A 15756-nucleotide genomic window follows, 5' to 3' on the forward strand; every position below is an offset into this window, starting at 1 on the left:
TCTCCTACTTCGCCTTCTCGAGGATCTGCACGACACGCCAGCGCTTGGTGGCCGACAGCGGACGCGTCTCCATGATGCGGACACGGTCGCCGGTTCCGACGTCGTTGGCCTCGTCGTGGGCCTTGAGCTTGATGTTGCGACGCAGGACCTTGCCGTACAGCGGGTGCTTGAAGCGCTCCTCGATGCTGACGACGACGGTCTTGTCCATCTTGTCGCTGACGACCAGGCCCTCGCGGGTCTTGCGCGAGCTGCGCTCGGTCTGTGTGGTCACGGGTTCATCCTTCGTGCTCATGCGGTGGCCTCCGCCTCAGTCTCGATGATGCCGAGCTCGCGCTCGCTCATGACCGTGTAGATGCGGGCAATGTCCTTGCGCACCGCACGCAGGCGAGCGGTGTTGTCGAGCTGACCGGTGGCGTTCTGGAAGCGCAGGTTGAACAGCTCTTCCTTGGACTCGCGGAGCTTCTCCTCCAGCGAGGACGCATCGATGGCGCGCAGCTCGGCGGCTGTGGTGTTGGTGGACATCACATACCCCCTTGGGTCTCACGGCTGATGAAGCGAGCCTTCATCGGCAACTTGTGGATCGCGCGGCGCATGGCCTCGCGAGCAGTCTCCTCGTCGACACCCGACAGCTCGAACATCACGCGCCCGGGCTTGACGTTGGCGACCCACCACTCAGGCGAGCCCTTGCCTGAACCCATGCGGGTCTCGGCGGGCTTCTTGGTCAGCGGACGGTCCGGGTAGATGTTGATCCAGACCTTGCCGCCACGCTTGATGTGGCGCGTCATGGCGATACGAGCGGACTCGATCTGACGGTTGGTGACATACGCAGGCGTCAGCGCCTGGATGCCGTAGTCGCCGAACGCCAGCTCGGTGCCGCCCTTGGCCGCGCCGCGGCGCGAGGGGTGGTGCTGCTTGCGGTACTTGACACGTCGGGGCATCAACATCAGCTCTGCCCTCCTTCGGGCGCGGTGCTCGTTGTCGCCGAGCCCGCGACGGCGGCTGCAACAGGTGCCTCGGCCGTGGGAGCGTCGGCAGCGGGTGCCTCGGCCGCGGGTGCGGACTCGGACGTGGTGTCACGAGCGGGGCGCTCGGGGCGACGGGCGCCACCTTCGCGGCCACCGCGGGCGGGACGACGGTTGCAGCCCGGGGCTGCGGCACGCTTGGCGGCCTCGGCCTCGCGCTCGGCACGGGTGCCGGCGACCTCGCCCTTGTAGATCCAGACCTTGACACCGATGCGACCGAACGTCGTCTTGGCCTCGTAGAAGCCGTAGTCGACGTCAGCGCGCAGCGTGTGCAGCGGGACGCGGCCCTCGCGGTAGAACTCCGAACGGCTCATCTCGGCACCGCCGAGGCGGCCCGAGCACTGGATCCGGATGCCCTGTGCACCGCTGCGCATCGTGGTCTGCATGGCCTTGCGCATGGCACGGCGGAACTGCACGCGTCCTGCGAGCTGTTCGGCGACACCCTGCGCGACGAGCTGAGCATCGAGCTCGGGGCTCTTGACCTCGAGGATGTTGAGCTGGACCTGCTTGCCGGTCAACTTCTCCAGGTCGCCACGAATGCGGTCGGCCTCGGCGCCGCGGCGACCGATGACGATGCCCGGACGAGCCGTGTGGATGTCCACCCGAACTCGGTCGCGGGTGCGCTCGATCTCGACGCGGCTGATGCCGGCGCGATCCATGCCCTTGGTGAGCATGCGACGGATCTTGACGTCCTCGCCCACGTAGCTGGAGTACAGCTTGTCGGCGTACCAGCGGCTCTTGTGATCAGTGGAGATGCCGAGCCGGAACCCGTGCGGGTTGATTTTCTGTCCCACTATCGGTTCCCGCCCTTCTTCTTCTTGGAGGTGGTCTTCGCTGCCACCACGTCGGCCGGTTGGACGACGACGGTCAGATGGCTGGTGCGCTTGAGGATGCGGTTGGCCGCACCCTTGGCGCGGGGACGCCAACGCTTCATGGTCGGGCCCACGTCGACGTGGACCGTTGAGATGACCAGCGAGCCACGAGCGAGATCCTCGGTGGACTCGGCGTTGGCGGCGGCGCTGTCGACCAGCTTGTAGAACTGCTCGGATGCGGCCTGCGGTGCGAACTGCAGGATGGCCAGAGCGTTGTCGACGGACTCACCGCGGATCAGGTCGCCGATACGACGAGCCTTCTGCGGGGTGATCCGCACGAAGCGAGCGACCGCGAACGAGCCGGCCTCATCGCCGAGCAGACGCTCACGACGCGCACTGATGCTTACTCGAGTTGCTGCACTCATGACGCCACCACCTTGAAGGTCGTGAAGATAGGCGATGCCGTCATGACGACATCGTTCATGTTCGTTCGCTGACGCTCACTCATCGACGCTTCGCCTTCCGGTCATCCTTCTCATGGCCCCGGAACGTCTTGGTCGGAGCGAACTCGCCCAACTTGTGCCCGACCATGGCATCGGTGACGAACACCGGGACGTGCTTGCGGCCGTCGTGCACGGCGATCGTGTGTCCGATGAAGGACGGCAGGATCATCGAGCGACGAGACCAGGTCTTGATCACGGTGTGGGTGCCCTTGTCGTTCTGGACGTCCACCTTCTTCTCGAGGTGGCCGTCGACGAACGGGCCCTTCTTCAAACTGCGAGGCATGTCTTTACCAATCCCTTATCAGCGGCCGGACTTGCGGCGGCGGACGATCATCTGGTCACTGGCCTTGCGCTTGCGCGTACGGCCTTCGGGCTTGCCCCAGGGCGAGACCGGGTGGCGTCCACCGGAGGTCTTGCCCTCGCCGCCACCGTGCGGGTGGTCGACCGGGTTCATGACGACACCGCGAACGGTCGGGCGCTTGCCCTTCCAACGGTTGCGGCCGGCCTTGCCCCAGTTGATGTTCGACTGCTCGGCATTGCCGACCTCGCCGATGCTGGCGCGGCAGCGGACGTCGACGTAGCGCATCTCGCCCGACGGCAGCCGCAGCTGAGCCTTGGTGCCTTCCTTGGCGACGAGCTGCACGCGGACACCGGCCGAGCGGCCCATCTTGGCGCCACCACCGGGCCGCAGCTCCACAGCGTGGATCTGCGTGCCGACGGGGATGTTGCGCAGCGGGAGGTTGTTGCCCACCTTGATGTCGGCACCGACACCGGACTCGACGGCCTGGCCCTGACGAATGCCGTCGGGCGCGATGATGTAGCGCTTCTCGCCGTCGGCATAGTGCAGGAGCGCGATGCGCGCCGTGCGGTTGGGGTCGTACTCGATGTGCGCGACCGTGGCCGGCACTCCGTCCTTGTCGTAACGACGGAAGTCGATGATCCGGTAGGCACGCTTGTGTCCGCCACCTTGGTGACGAGTCGTGATGCGTCCCTGGTTGTTGCGGCCGCCCTTCTTGGGCAACGGCTGAACCAGTGACTTCTCCGGCGTGGTCCGGGTGATCTCAGCGAAGTCCGCCACGCTCGAGCCGCGACGGCCCGGGGTGGTCGGCTTGTACTTGCGAATAGCCATGTCTGCTCAGTCCTTCAGCTCGGGCTCGAGAAGATGTCGATGCTCTGACCGGCGGCGACACTGACCACGGCGCGCTTGGTGTTCTTGCGCTTGCCGAGGCCATTGCGCGTGCGACGCGTCTTGCCCTTGCGGTTGAGCGTGTTCACTGCGGTGACCTTGACGCCGAAGATCTTCTCGACGGCGATCTTGATCTCCGTCTTGTTGGCGTCGGGGTGCACCACGAACGTGTACTTGTTGTCGTCGAGGAGGCCGTAGCTCTTCTCGCTGACCACCGGGGCGATCAGGACGTCGCGGTGATCCTTGTGGATGGTGCTCATGCGTCTCCTCCAGCCTGTGTGAAGCCAGCGGCCTCGGCGCTCTCGGCGGTGTCGAACCAGACCTCGGCCTCCGTGGCGTCGTACCACTGGCCGTCAGGCTGGTGGTACTTCATCGAGTCCTCGTTGCCCTTGATGTCAAAGCCCTTGGGAGCGTTGCCGCTCTTGAGGGGAGCCTTCGAACCCGGACCGTACGGCTGGGTCTTGGTGACGCCGTCCTCAGCGGGAGCGTCCGCGCCTGCGGTCTCCTCGACCTTGGCCTCGTCGACCTTGGTGGGGGCGGCCTTCTTGGCCGGCGCCTTCTTGGCCGCAGACTTCTTCGCAGCCGACTTCTTGGGCGCGGGAGCCGAGTCCTTGGCCGAGACCTCGGTGGCAGCCGCGCTGAGCTTGATCGTCTCGACACCCTCGGCCGACCGTGCGGCGACGAAGGCGTCGAACGCGGGCTGGGTGAAGATCAGGTCGTCGCTGCGGAGGACGTCGTAGGTGTTCAGCTGGTCGAAGGTCAGCGTCTCGATACCCGCAGCGTTGCGCAGGCTCCTGGTCGTGGCGCCGTCCTCACGGAGCAGGACCACGAGCACCCGAGTGCGCGGCGTGAGCTCACGCACGGCAGCGATGGCGCCCTTGGTGGAGAGTGCATCACCGGTCACCAGGGCGTCCACGACGTGGACGCGACCCGAGCGAACCCGGTCGGAGAGGGCACCGCGCAGAGCGGCGGCCTTCATCTTCTTGGGCGTGCGCTGATCGTACGAGCGCGGCACGGGGCCGTGCACGATGCCACCACCGGCGTACTGGGGCGCGCGGATCGAGCCCTGACGGGCGCGGCCTGTGCCCTTCTGGCGATACGGCTTCTTGCCACCGCCGGAGACCTCAGCACGCGTCTTGACCTTGTGAGTTCCCTGACGAGCCGCAGCCAGTTGGGCCACGACAACCTGGTGGATCAGCGGGATGTTGGTCTGGGTGTTGAAGATGTCAACGGGCAGGTCGACGTCTACGGTGTTCGCCATGGTCAGGCCCCCTTCGCTGCAGCGTTGGCCAACGGCTTCTTGGCCGCGGTACGGACGACCACGAGCGCGCCCTTGGCCCCGGGCACAGCGCCCTTGACCAGGATGAGGCCCTTCTCGGCATCGACCGAGTGGATGGTCAGGTTCTGGGTGGTCACCTGGTCGGTGCCCATGTGGCCGGCCATGCGCAGACCCTTGAAGACGCGACCCGGGGTGGCGCAGCCACCGATCGAGCCGGGCTTGCGGTGGTTGCGGTGCGCGCCGTGCGAAGCGCCCACGCCGTGGAAGCCGTGACGCTTCATGACGCCGGCGAAGCCCTTGCCCTTGCTGGTCGCGGTGACGTCGATCGTGTCACCGGCAGCGAAGACGTCGGCCGAGATCTCCTGGCCGAGCGTGTAGTCGGCGATCTGCTCGGTGCGGATCTCGACCATGTGGCGGCGCGGGGTGACGCCAGCCTTGGCGAAATGGCCCGAAGCCGGCTTGTTGACCTTGCGTCCCGCGATCTCGCCGAAACCGATCTGGACGGCCGAGTAGCCGTCGGTCTCCTGCGTACGAATCTGCGTGACGACGTTGGTGTCGGCGGCGATGACCGTGACGGGCACGACGAGGTTGCCCTCGGTCCAGGCCTGCGTCATGCCGAGCTTGCGGCCGAGGAGGCCGCGCGCCATGGCGGTGCTGGAAGATCCGCCGGATGCGGCGGTGGAATTGCTGCTCATGGTGGCGTCCTCCCTCAGAGCTTGATCTCGATGTCGACACCGGCCGGCAGGTCGAGTCGCATCAGCGAGTCGACGGTCTTCGGCGTGGGGTCGAGAATGTCGATGAGGCGCTTGTGCGTGCGCATCTCGAAGTGCTCGCGGCTGTCCTTGTACTTGTGCGGCGAACGGATCACGCAGAACACGTTCTTCTCGGTGGGCAACGGCACCGGGCCCGCGACCTTGGCGCCCGTACGGGTCACCGTGTCGACGATCTTGCGCGCCGAGGAGTCAATGACCTCGTGGTCGTAGGCCTTGAGCCGGATACGGATCTTCTGTCCCGCCATGCTCTGATGTCCTTTTCTTCGCTTCGCTTGAGGTCGACCCGGTGGAATCCGGGCCGATCATGGCTCCGGCCTCCGAATCCCGAGGTCGGGCGTGTCGGAGCACCACAAAGGGCTTTCGTCACACACTTGTCGAGTTGGGTGGTTGGACCCGCTGCGCCCAGATACCAGTCATGCTGGTTGGTACCCGTGCTGCTGCGGGACGAGCCCGGTCTCAGGTTCGGCATTGCACGGTGATCAGGCGTGAGCCCTGACCGCAACACCCCAGCGACCGCGCCGGAGCAACCGAACTAGTCTGACAGACGGCGCAGCGGAAACACAAATCAGCCCCCTGCAATGCTCGTCACGAGCTGGCGTCCGCCTCGAGCTCACGCGCGAACGTGCTGATGGCGTGCGCCAGGTCGGTGTCACGCGAGGTGACCCCGCCGACATCGTGCGATGTCAGACGAACCGTGACGCTCGGGTAGGTCAGCTCGACATCGGGATGATGGTTGGCTGCCTCGGCAGCTTCGCCGAGACGAGCCACGAGCTGCAGCCCCGTGGCGAAGGTCCCGGTGCCGAAGGTGGCGGACAGGGCGCCGTCGGACCACCGCCAGTCACTGAGCTGCTCGGCGCGGACCTGGGCTTCGTCGAGCACCTGCTTCGGATCGGACATGAGGTTTCCTCCTGGGGGTAGGTCAGTGATGAGTGTGGCGCTCGGACTCGCGGTGCTCGGCCGTCTCGATCTGGAAGGTCGAGTGCTCGACGTCGAAGTGCGAGGAGCAGCAGGCGTGCAGCCGGTCCAGCACGCTGTGCGCCTCTCCCATTCCGGCCACCGAGTCGTCAACGACCACGTGCGCCGTCATGACGGGCATGCCCGACGTGATGGTCCAGACGTGCAGGTCGTGCACCTCGACGACCCCGTCGACGCCCAAGATGTGTGATCGGAGCTCATCCAGGTCGACCTCCTTGGGCGTCGCCTCGAGCAGGACCTCGGCGACGTCGCCGAGCAGAGAGAGTGCGCGCGGCACGATGAGTGCGGCGATCACCAGCGAGGCGATCGCGTCGGCCTCCGCCCACCCGGTGACGGCGATGATGCCGGCCGAGACCAGCACGGCGACCGAGCCCAGAGCATCGCCCATCACCTCGAGATAGGCACCGCGCAGATTGAGACTCTTGTCGGCACCATCGCGCAGCAGCAGCAGTCCGACGACGTTCGCCACCAGGCCTACGGCGCCAGCGATCAGGATCGGCGTGGCCTCGAGCTGCGTGTCGGCACCGAGGCGACCGATGGCGTGGAACACGATGAAGCCTGACAGGACGAGGAGAAACAGGCCGTTGAGGCCGGCGGCGAGCACCTCGGTGCGGTGGTAGCCGAATGATCGGCGCGATCCTGGCCCTCCCCCGCGCTGGGCGACCGTGATGGCGGCCAGCGCCATCAGAAGTCCAACCGAGTCCCCCAGCATGTGGCCGGCGTCCGCCAACAGCGCGAGACTGCCGGTGAGGACAGCGACCACCGCCTCCGCCAGAAGCACGGCGAGCGTCAGGCCGAGGACCAGGGCGAGTCGCGAGCGGTGCTCCAGTCCTGTCCCGTGCGCATGCGAGTGACCCATGCCCTGAGGCTACGGACTACTCGGCCTTCAGACGAGCCGGCCATGACAACCACTCTCGACAGGCCGGACCGCGGACAACGACGAAGCCCCCACCGCCGGAGCGATGGGGGCAACGCACGTGCCGTGTGAAGCTAGCTCACTTGTTGATCTTCGTCACGCGTCCGGCGCCGACGGTGCGGCCGCCCTCGCGGATGGCGAAGCGCAGGCCTTCCTCCATGGCGATCGGCTGGATCAGCGCGACCGTCATCTCGGTGTTGTCGCCGGGCATGACCATCTCGGTGCCCTCGGGCAGCGTGATGACGCCGGTGACGTCCGTGGTGCGGAAGTAGAACTGCGGACGGTAGTTGTTGAAGAACGGCTTGTGACGGCCACCCTCCTCCTTGGACAGGATGTAGACCTGGCCCTCGAAGTCGGTGTGCGGCGTCGTGGAGCCGGGAGCGATGACGACCATGCCGCGCTCGACGTCTTCACGCTTGGTGCCGCGCAGCAGCAGTCCGACGTTCTCGCCGGCCTGGCCCTCGTCGAGGAACTTGCGGAACATCTCGATCGCGGTGACCGTGGTGCTCTGCTTGGTCTCACGGATGCCGACCAGGTCGACGTTCTCGTTGACCTTGATGATGCCCCGCTCGATACGGCCGGTGATGACGGTGCCACGACCGGTGATCGTGAAGACGTCCTCGACGGGCATGAGGAACGGCTTGTCGGTCTCACGCTCGGGCATCGGGATGTAGTCGTCGACGGCCTGCATGAGCTCGAGGATGGCCTCGCTCCACTTGGCGTCACCCTGCAGCGCGGGGTGAGCGGCGACCTTGACGACGGGGACGTTGTCTCCGTCGAAGTCCTGGTCGCTGAGCAGCTCGCGGACCTCGAGCTCGACGAGCTCGAGGATCTCCTCGTCGTCGACCATGTCGCACTTGTTCAGCGCGACGACCATGGCGGGCACGCCGACCTGCTTGGCGAGCAGCACGTGCTCGCGCGTCTGGGGCATGGGGCCGTCGGTGGCGGCCACCACGAGAATGGCACCGTCCATCTGGGCCGCACCCGTGATCATGTTCTTGACGTAGTCAGCGTGGCCGGGGCAGTCGACGTGCGCGTAGTGACGCGACTCCGTCTGGTACTCCACGTGCGCGATCGAGATCGTGATCCCGCGCTGACGCTCTTCGGGCGCCTTGTCGATCTGATCGAAGGCCGAGGCCTGGTTCAGATCGGGGTACGCGTCGTGCAGCACCTTGGTGATCGCCGCGGTCAAGGTCGTCTTGCCGTGGTCGATGTGTCCGATGGTGCCGATGTTCATGTGCGGCTTTGTCCGCTCGAACTTCGCCTTGGCCACTGGGGCTCCTCCTGGTTGGTGTACTGCTGTGCTGGGTTTGTCTGGGGATACTGCAGGACCGGGCTAGTACTACTCGCCGCGGGCCTTCTTGATGATCTCTTCTGCCACGTTCTTGGGAACTTCGGCATAGGAGTCGAACTGCATCGAGTATGACGCACGGCCCGAGGTCTTGGACCTCAGGTCACCGACGTACCCGAACATCTCGGACAGTGGCACGATCGCCTTGATCATCTTGGCGCCACCGTAACCTTCCTCCATGGCCTGGACCTGGCCGCGGCGGGAGTTGAGGTCACCGATCACGTCGCCCATGTAGTCCTCGGGCGTGGTGACCTCGACCGCGAACACGGGCTCGAGGATCACTGGATCGGCCTTGCGCACGGCCTCCTTGAAGGCCATGGTGCCGGCGAGCTTGAAGGCGAGCTCGGAGGAGTCGACGTCGTGGTACGCGCCGTCCTCGAGCGTGACCTTCACGTCGACCATCGGGTAGCCGGCCAGGACGCCGAACTCCATGGCGTTCTGGGCTCCAGCGTCGACCGAGGGGATGTACTCCTTGGGGACGCGTCCACCGGTGACAGCGTTGTCGAACTCGTATCCGCCCTCGCCACCGATGACCGGTCCCGTGGGAGCGATGCCGATGACGACCTTGGCGAACTGGCCCGAGCCACCCGTCTGCTTCTTGTGGGTGTAGCTGTGACCCTTGACGGTTCCCTTGATGGTCTCGCGGTACGCGACCTGGGGCTTGCCGACGTTGGCCTCGACGTTGAACTCACGCTTCATGCGATCGACGAGGATGTCGAGGTGCAGCTCGCCCATACCGGCGATGATGGTCTGGCCGGTCTCTTCGTCGGTGTGCACCTGGAAGGTCGGGTCCTCCTCGGCGAGTCGCTGGATGGCGACGCCGAGCTTCTCCTGGTCACTCTTGGTCTTGGGCTCGATCGCGACCTGGATGACCGGAGCGGGGAACGTCATGGACTCCAGGACGATCGGCTTGGCCGAGTCGGCCAGCGTCTCACCCGTGGTGGTGTCCTTGAGGCCCATGACGGCCACGATCTGGCCGGCGCCGACCGACGCGATCTCCTCACGCTTGTTGGCGTGCATCTGGTAGATCTTGCCGATCCGCTCCTTGCGACCCTTGGTCACGTTGAGCACCTGCGTGCCGGCCTCGAGACGACCCGAGTAGACCCGGACGAACGTCAGCTTGCCCAGGTGCGGGTCCGCGGCGATCTTGAAGGCCAGGCCGGCGAACGGCTCGTCCTCGGTGGGCTCGCGCGTGTCGGACTTGGTCTCGTCCTTGGCGTCGAGGCCCTTGATCGCGCCGACGTCGATGGGCGACGGCAGGTAGTCGATCACGGCGTCGAGCAGGGGCTGGACGCCCTTGTTCTTGAACGCGGTGCCGCACACGACGGGGTTGAGCGCGGTGGCGAGCGTGGCGCGGCGGATGGCAGCCTTCAGCTCGTCGACGCCGATGTCCTCGCCCTCGAGGAACTTCTCGGCGATGGCGTCGTCGACGTCGGACAGGGTCTCGAGCAGCTTCTCGCGTCCCTCGGCGGCTGCCTCGGCCAGGTCGGCCGGGATCTCCTCGATGTCGTAGTCCTCACCGATCGCGGTCTCGCCACGCCAGGTGAGGGCGCGCATGCCGACGAGGTCGACCACACCGAGGAAGTCGGACTCAGCGCCGATCGGCAGCTGGAGCACCAGCGGGGTGGCGCCGAGGCGCTCGGTGATGGTCTTGACACAGAAGTCGAAGCTGGCACCGGTGCGGTCGAGCTTGTTGATGAAGCACATGCGCGGGACGCCGTACTTGTCGGCCTGACGCCAGACGGTCTCGGACTGCGGCTCGACTCCGGCGACGCCGTCGAACACGGCCACGGCGCCGTCGAGCACGCGCAACGAGCGCTCGACCTCGACGGTGAAGTCGACGTGTCCGGGGGTGTCGATGATGTTGATCTGGTGGTCCTTCCACCAGCAGGTGGTCGCGGCGGACGTGATGGTGATGCCGCGCTCCTGCTCCTGCTCCATCCAGTCCATCGTGGCGCCACCGTCGTGGACCTCGCCGATCTTGTACGTGATGCCGGTGTAGAACAAGATGCGCTCAGTCGTGGTCGTCTTGCCGGCATCGATGTGCGCCATGATGCCGATGTTGCGGACCCGCTTGAGGTCGGTGGAGATGTCAGTAGCCACTGGAAAGCTTCCCTCGAAGTTCGTGGATGGATGCGAGCTGGGGTCCCGCGGCCGCCCACCGGGTGAGCGGGCCGCGGGTGGTGGTCACCAGCGGTAGTGGGCGAACGCCTTGTTGGCTTCGGCCATCTTGTGGGTGTCTTCGCGCTTCTTGACCGCACCGCCGAGGCCGTTGGAGGCATCGAGCAGCTCGTTCATGAGGCGCTGGGACATCGTCTTCTCACGGCGGGAGCCGGCATAGCCGACGAGCCAGCGCAGAGCGAGCGTGTTCTGGCGCGCCGGGCGGACCTCGACGGGCACCTGGTAGGTGGCGCCACCGACGCGACGGCTCTTGACCTCGAGGCTGGGCTTGACGTTGTCGAGCGCGCGCTTGAGCGTGATGACCGGATCGGTGCCGGACTTCTCACGGGTGCCTTCGAGCGCGGCGTACACGATGCGCTGAGCAACCTGCTTCTTGCCGTCGACGAGGACCTTGTTGATCAACGAGGTGACCATCTGGCTGCCGTAGACCGGATCGGTCTCGACGGGGCGCTTCGGTGCGGGACCTTTGCGGGGCATTTACTTCTCCTTCTTCGCGCCGTAGAGGGAGCGAGCCTGCTTGCGGCCCTTGACCGACTGGGTGTCGAGCGCGCCGCGCACGACCTTGTAGCGAACGCCGGGGAGGTCCTTCACGCGACCACCGCGGACGAGCACGATGGAGTGCTCCTGCAGGTTGTGTCCCTCACCGGGGATGTAGGCCGTGACCTCGGCACCGCTGGACAAGCGGATGCGGGCGACCTTGCGCAGTGCGGAGTTGGGCTTCTTCGGAGTGGTCGTGTACACACGCGTGCACACTCCGCGACGCTGGGGCGAGCTCTTCAGAGCCGGGGTGGCCGTCTTGACGACCTTGCGCTGGCGACCATGACGGACCAGCTGATTAATGGTGGGCACTACGACATCCTTCTTCTTGACTGAGGAGAGTCTCGATCTTCGACGCACTCGCCATCGAACGTTCCCCGATGATCAACTGTGCGGACACCGGAGACAGGACGGGATGCGTGCGTCGGTCTGGTCACTCCAGACACGGCTGCCCACACTACCGGGTGAGCCATGGCGGGTCAAAATGCCGTCAGCGCGGTCCTGAACGGGTGGGCGGTGCGACCGGTCAGCTGGTGCGTGGTCCCTCGAAGACGGCGCGCGCCTCGGGCGAGTCGTAGCTGAGGCGATCGACGGGAATGCGGCCCCACAGCGCGAGATAGAGCTCGCCCGTGGTGCCCCGCGCGGACGTGTCGGCGTCGGCATTGCTGTGCAGCTGCATCGGGGGCCCGTTCGGGTCGCTGCCGGGAGCGGTGATCCACGAGTCGTAGCGGTCGATCGCATCGAGCCGCACCCGGACCCGCACGTCGGGGCGCCGGCCGAGTGCGGTCATGCGGGGGAAGAACACCCCGAGCACCTCGTCGATGCCGTGCGCCGCGACCTCAGGCGTGACGCCCCAGGGCTCGTGGGCTCCCAACGACTGTGCGGCGTCGACCGCGTGCACCGTGGTCTCGTGCAGCTGGCGGGCCGTCCAGAACGCGGCCGTCTCGCGCAGGCGCGAGAAGTTGGGGACGGGTTCGTCGGGATCGACGGCGTCCAGCGCCGCAAGGAGCGCGGCCGCACATCCGGCGTACCACTCAGCGCGAGGACCACGCACCAGCGGCGTGGGCTCGGCCAGGCCGCGCGCACCGCCCAGCACGATGGACGCCGCCCACCGGTGGATGGCGCCCAGGTGGAGCACCAGGTCATCGAGGGTCCAACCGTCACAGCTGACCACGGGTTCGTCACCGTCGGCGTCGGCAACCAGGTCGGCGAAACGGCTCATGGCTGCGCTGAGATGGGTGATCTGGTCGGCACGCTCCATGGCTGGCATCGCCCTGATCATAGGCCGGAGCAACGTCCGATGCAGGCCCGCGCCGCTCGGCTGGGCTCGACCGATCTTGGGCCAGCGCGTCAGGACCTTCGCAGCAGCTGGGCCAGGTGCACCGGAGCGGTGTCGGTGAGATCGGTCAGCTGGGTGCGGCACGAGAAGCCGTCGGCCACGACGATCGCCCCTGGCCCGGCGTCGCGGATCGCCGGCAGCAGCTGCTGCTCGGCCACGGCGACCGACACCTCGTAGTGGCCCTTCTCGACGCCGAAGTTGCCGGCCAGACCGCAGCAGCCGCCCAGCCGTTTGATGGACGCCCCCGTCGACTCGAGCAGCGCCAGATCGGGCCCGAACCCGATGACCGACGCCTGATGACAGTGCGGCTGCACCACCAGCTCGGTTCCGGTCAGGTCTGGTGGCTGCCATCCCTCGGTGCGCTGCAGGAGCTCGGCGAGGGTCAGGACACCGGCCGCCACCTCGGCTGCTCGAGGATCCTCGAGCAGCTCGACGGCGTCGGATCTCAGCACACCGAGGCAGGACGGCTCCAGTCCGACGATCGGGATGCCGTCGGCCACGTAGGGATGCAACGCCTCCACGGTGCGGCCGACGATCGCGCGTGCCGCATCGAGCTGTCCCGTCGTGATCCAGGTCAGGCCGCAGCAGGCGGGACGGTCGAGCAGCTCGACGCGGTAGCCAGCCTCCTCCAGCAGGCTGACTGCGGCGCGGCCGCCCTCGCTGCTGAAGTACTCCGTGAAGGAGTCGGCCCACAGCAGGACCGGTCCGTGCGGGGCCTCGACGGTCGGGACGGCGCGACGCCGGACCCACCGTCCCAGAGCGCCACGGCGCAGACCCGACTGGGCGAACGGCGGAAGGCTGCGACGCTGGTCGACTCCAGCGACCCATCGCGCGAGGTGGGCGAGCCCGGGGATCTGCAGACCCAGATTCGCGACGGCGGCGATCGGGGAGGCGAGGCGCGCCCACATCGGCAACCGACCGAGCACGTAGTGGCTCCGGGGCCGGATCCGGCCCCGATAGGTCTGGTGCAGGATCTCGGACTTGTAGGTCGCCATGTCGACGCCGGTCGGGCAGTCGCTGGCGCAGCCCTTGCACGACAGGCACAGATCCAGAGCCTCGTGCACCTCCGGTGCCCGGTACCCACCGCCCACGAGACGTCCGTCGATCATCTCCTGCAGCACCCGGGCCCGTCCGCGCGTGCTGTCCTTCTCGTCGCGCGTGGCCTGGAACGACGGACACATCACGGTCCCGCCCGAAGGGTTGGCCACGACGCACTTGCCGACACCGGTGCAGCGGTGGGCCGCTGCACCCAGGCTGCCGCCATCGTCGAGCAGACGAAGTCCCTTGCGTTCGCCCTGCAGGCCCCACGAACGATGTTGTCCCCGCAGGTCTGCGTCGAACGGCCGGGGGTCGACCAGGACGCCGGGGTTGAGCAGGCTCTCGGGGTCGAACACGTGCTTGACCCGGCCGAACATCTCGATCGCCTCGGCGGAGTACATGAGTGGCAGCAGCTCGCTGCGCGCGCGCCCGTCGCCGTGCTCGCCGGAGAACGAGCCGCCGTGCGAGGCGGTGAGGCGGGCGGCGTCGGTGATGAAGTCGCGGTAGGTCCGGTGTCCCTGGCCCTGCTCGAGGGGGAAGTCGATGCGCACGTGCACGCAGCCGTCACCGAAGTGCCCGTAGGGGTGGCCCTGCACGTTGTGCTGGGTCATCAGTGCCTCGAAGTCGCGCAGGTAGGCGCCCAGGTTGGTGGGCGGCACCGCGGCGTCCTCCCAGCCCGACAGCGCGGGTCGGTCGAACGAACGACTCGCCAGGCCCGCACCCTCCTCGCGAACCTGCCACAGCACGGCCTGCTCCACCGGCGCCACGACGTCGCGGTGCGCCAGAGCTGCCGATGCCTGCACGACGCGCGCCGCGCGAGCGGCAAGCTCGGCCGGGTCGTCGCCGGCCAGCTCGACATAGAGGTATCCGTCACCGCGGGGCAGGTCGGGCAGGGCGCTGTCCCCCCGGGCGGCCCGGAAGATGTCGACGATCCGAGCGCCCAGACCTTCGCAGGCAATCGGACCGAACGGCAGCATGGTGGGGACGTCGTCCGCGGCATCTGCCATCGTCGGGTAACCGAGAACCACGAGGTGGACGTGCCGCGGAACGTCGACGAGGTCGACCGTCGCGCCGAGCGTCACCGCCAGGGTGCCCTCGGTGCCAGCCATGAAGGAGGCGACGTCGAAGCCGCGTTCGGGCAGCAGATGCTCGAGGCTGTAGCCGGAGACCTGACGACCGAAACGTCCGAACTCGGTACGGACCGTGGCGAGGTCGTCGGCGATCACGCCACGCAGTCGCTCGAGGGTGGCAGAGCCGACTCCCGCACCCGGGGTCTCGCCGCGGACGAGATCGAGCCGCTCCCCCGCCGCTGTGACGATCTGCAGCGCGGCGACGTTGTCGGCGCTGCGCCCGTAGCCGAGCGCACGGTTGCCGCAGGCGTTGTTGCCGATCATCCCGCCGATGGTGCAGCGCGTGTGCGTGGACGGATCCGGTCCGTACCGCAATCCGTGCGGGGCCGTGGCCCGCTGCAGGGAGGCATGCACGATGCCGGGCTCGACCCGCGCGGTCCGCGCCTCGACATCGACCTCGTGCACACGGGTCAGGTGCTTGGCCAGGTCCATCACCACCCCGGTACCGACCGCGTTGCCGGCGATCGAGGTGCCAGCGCCACGCGAGGTCAGCGGCACACCGGTCCGGGCGCAGGCGTCCACGACGGCCAGCACCTCCTCGACGTCGCGCGGGCGGACCACGACGGTCGGTTCGACGCGGTACAGCGACGCGTCGGTGCTGTAGAGCGCACGGGCAAGGGTCGAGTCGTCGACATCGCGCACCCCGTTGCCGCGCAGCTGGTGCACCACGTCTCGAGCCGTCACGTCCCGCTCCACCACATGCGTCATGAGTAG

Annotated in this window: 19 protein-coding genes; all 19 read right to left on the reverse strand. The window is 67.3% G+C overall.

The window, feature by feature from the left end; genetic code table 11:
- Positions 1 to 4: 4 nt before the first annotated feature.
- The 19 genes from rpsQ to ACHAA3_RS05600 all read right to left on the reverse strand — a co-directional run bounded on the left by rpsQ (position 5) and on the right by ACHAA3_RS05600 (position 15750).
- Positions 5 to 292, reverse strand: a complete 288-nt coding sequence (rpsQ, locus tag ACHAA3_RS05510; protein WP_435707946.1) for a 30S ribosomal protein S17 — start codon at positions 290 to 292, stop codon at positions 5 to 7.
- Complete coding sequence (rpmC, locus tag ACHAA3_RS05515; RefSeq protein WP_435707947.1) at positions 289 to 522, reverse strand: 50S ribosomal protein L29; 234 nt, start codon at positions 520 to 522, stop codon at positions 289 to 291. The genes rpsQ and rpmC overlap by 4 nt, the downstream gene beginning before the upstream one ends.
- Positions 522 to 944 carry a 50S ribosomal protein L16 gene (gene rplP / locus ACHAA3_RS05520; protein WP_435707948.1) on the reverse strand — a complete coding sequence of 141 codons (423 nt, stop codon included), beginning with the start codon at positions 942 to 944 and terminating at the stop codon, positions 522 to 524. The genes rpmC and rplP overlap by 1 nt, the downstream gene beginning before the upstream one ends.
- Positions 944 to 1816 (reverse strand): 30S ribosomal protein S3, encoded by an 873-nt coding sequence (gene rpsC, locus ACHAA3_RS05525; RefSeq protein WP_435707950.1) that lies wholly within the window; start codon positions 1814 to 1816, stop codon positions 944 to 946. Before rpsC ends, rplP begins: the two co-directional genes overlap by 1 nt.
- Complete coding sequence (rplV, locus tag ACHAA3_RS05530) at positions 1816 to 2259, reverse strand: 50S ribosomal protein L22 (RefSeq protein ID WP_435707951.1); 444 nt, start codon at positions 2257 to 2259, stop codon at positions 1816 to 1818. The genes rpsC and rplV overlap by 1 nt, the downstream gene beginning before the upstream one ends.
- A 79-nt stretch (positions 2260 to 2338) precedes the next feature.
- Positions 2339 to 2620 carry a 30S ribosomal protein S19 gene (rpsS, locus tag ACHAA3_RS05535; RefSeq protein WP_435707952.1) on the reverse strand — a complete coding sequence of 94 codons (282 nt, stop codon included), beginning with the start codon at positions 2618 to 2620 and terminating at the stop codon, positions 2339 to 2341.
- An 18-nt stretch (positions 2621 to 2638) separates the two neighbouring features.
- Positions 2639 to 3466: a 50S ribosomal protein L2 gene (gene rplB, locus ACHAA3_RS05540; protein WP_435707953.1), complete on the reverse strand. Its 828-nt coding sequence runs from the start codon at positions 3464 to 3466 to the stop codon at positions 2639 to 2641.
- Positions 3467 to 3480: 14 nt separating this feature from the next.
- Entirely contained in the window at positions 3481 to 3783 is a 303-nt protein-coding gene (rplW, locus tag ACHAA3_RS05545) for a 50S ribosomal protein L23 (RefSeq protein WP_435707954.1), read from the reverse strand.
- Positions 3780 to 4790, reverse strand: coding sequence for a 50S ribosomal protein L4 sunset domain variant (rplD, locus tag ACHAA3_RS05550; protein ID WP_435708219.1), 1011 nt, complete (start codon positions 4788 to 4790; stop codon positions 3780 to 3782). The genes rplW and rplD overlap by 4 nt, the downstream gene beginning before the upstream one ends.
- Positions 4787 to 5449, reverse strand: a complete 663-nt coding sequence (gene rplC, locus ACHAA3_RS05555; RefSeq protein WP_435708220.1) for a 50S ribosomal protein L3 — start codon at positions 5447 to 5449, stop codon at positions 4787 to 4789. The genes rplD and rplC overlap by 4 nt, the downstream gene beginning before the upstream one ends.
- 62 nt (positions 5450 to 5511) lie before the next feature.
- Positions 5512 to 5820 carry a 30S ribosomal protein S10 gene (rpsJ, locus tag ACHAA3_RS05560; protein ID WP_038273034.1) on the reverse strand — a complete coding sequence of 103 codons (309 nt, stop codon included), beginning with the start codon at positions 5818 to 5820 and terminating at the stop codon, positions 5512 to 5514.
- 340 nt (positions 5821 to 6160) lie between these two features.
- Positions 6161 to 6472: a 4a-hydroxytetrahydrobiopterin dehydratase gene (locus ACHAA3_RS05565; RefSeq protein ID WP_435707956.1), complete on the reverse strand. Its 312-nt coding sequence runs from the start codon at positions 6470 to 6472 to the stop codon at positions 6161 to 6163.
- Positions 6473 to 6494: 22 nt separating this feature from the next.
- The gene (locus ACHAA3_RS05570; RefSeq protein WP_435707957.1) at positions 6495 to 7409 is read right to left on the reverse strand and encodes a cation diffusion facilitator family transporter; all 915 of its coding nucleotides are present in this window, start codon (positions 7407 to 7409) and stop codon (positions 6495 to 6497) included.
- Between the two features lie 136 nt (positions 7410 to 7545).
- Positions 7546 to 8739, reverse strand: a complete 1194-nt coding sequence (tuf, locus tag ACHAA3_RS05575; RefSeq protein WP_435707958.1) for an elongation factor Tu — start codon at positions 8737 to 8739, stop codon at positions 7546 to 7548.
- A gap of 69 nt (positions 8740 to 8808) precedes the next feature.
- The gene (fusA, locus tag ACHAA3_RS05580; RefSeq protein ID WP_435707959.1) at positions 8809 to 10920 is read right to left on the reverse strand and encodes an elongation factor G; all 2112 of its coding nucleotides are present in this window, start codon (positions 10918 to 10920) and stop codon (positions 8809 to 8811) included.
- An 84-nt stretch (positions 10921 to 11004) separates the two neighbouring features.
- Positions 11005 to 11475 carry a 30S ribosomal protein S7 gene (rpsG, locus tag ACHAA3_RS05585; RefSeq protein WP_435707960.1) on the reverse strand — a complete coding sequence of 157 codons (471 nt, stop codon included), beginning with the start codon at positions 11473 to 11475 and terminating at the stop codon, positions 11005 to 11007.
- Entirely contained in the window at positions 11476 to 11847 is a 372-nt protein-coding gene (gene rpsL, locus ACHAA3_RS05590; RefSeq protein WP_435707961.1) for a 30S ribosomal protein S12, read from the reverse strand.
- A gap of 214 nt (positions 11848 to 12061) precedes the next feature.
- The gene (locus ACHAA3_RS05595; protein WP_435707962.1) at positions 12062 to 12805 is read right to left on the reverse strand and encodes a maleylpyruvate isomerase family mycothiol-dependent enzyme; all 744 of its coding nucleotides are present in this window, start codon (positions 12803 to 12805) and stop codon (positions 12062 to 12064) included.
- Between the two features lie 80 nt (positions 12806 to 12885).
- Complete coding sequence (locus tag ACHAA3_RS05600) at positions 12886 to 15750, reverse strand: FAD-binding and (Fe-S)-binding domain-containing protein (RefSeq protein ID WP_435707963.1); 2865 nt, start codon at positions 15748 to 15750, stop codon at positions 12886 to 12888.
- Positions 15751 to 15756: the final 6 nt, after the last annotated feature.

Origin of the sequence: Aeromicrobium sp. CF3.5 (assembly GCF_051262695.1) — a bacterium.
Taxonomy (GTDB): domain Bacteria; phylum Actinomycetota; class Actinomycetes; order Propionibacteriales; family Nocardioidaceae; genus Aeromicrobium.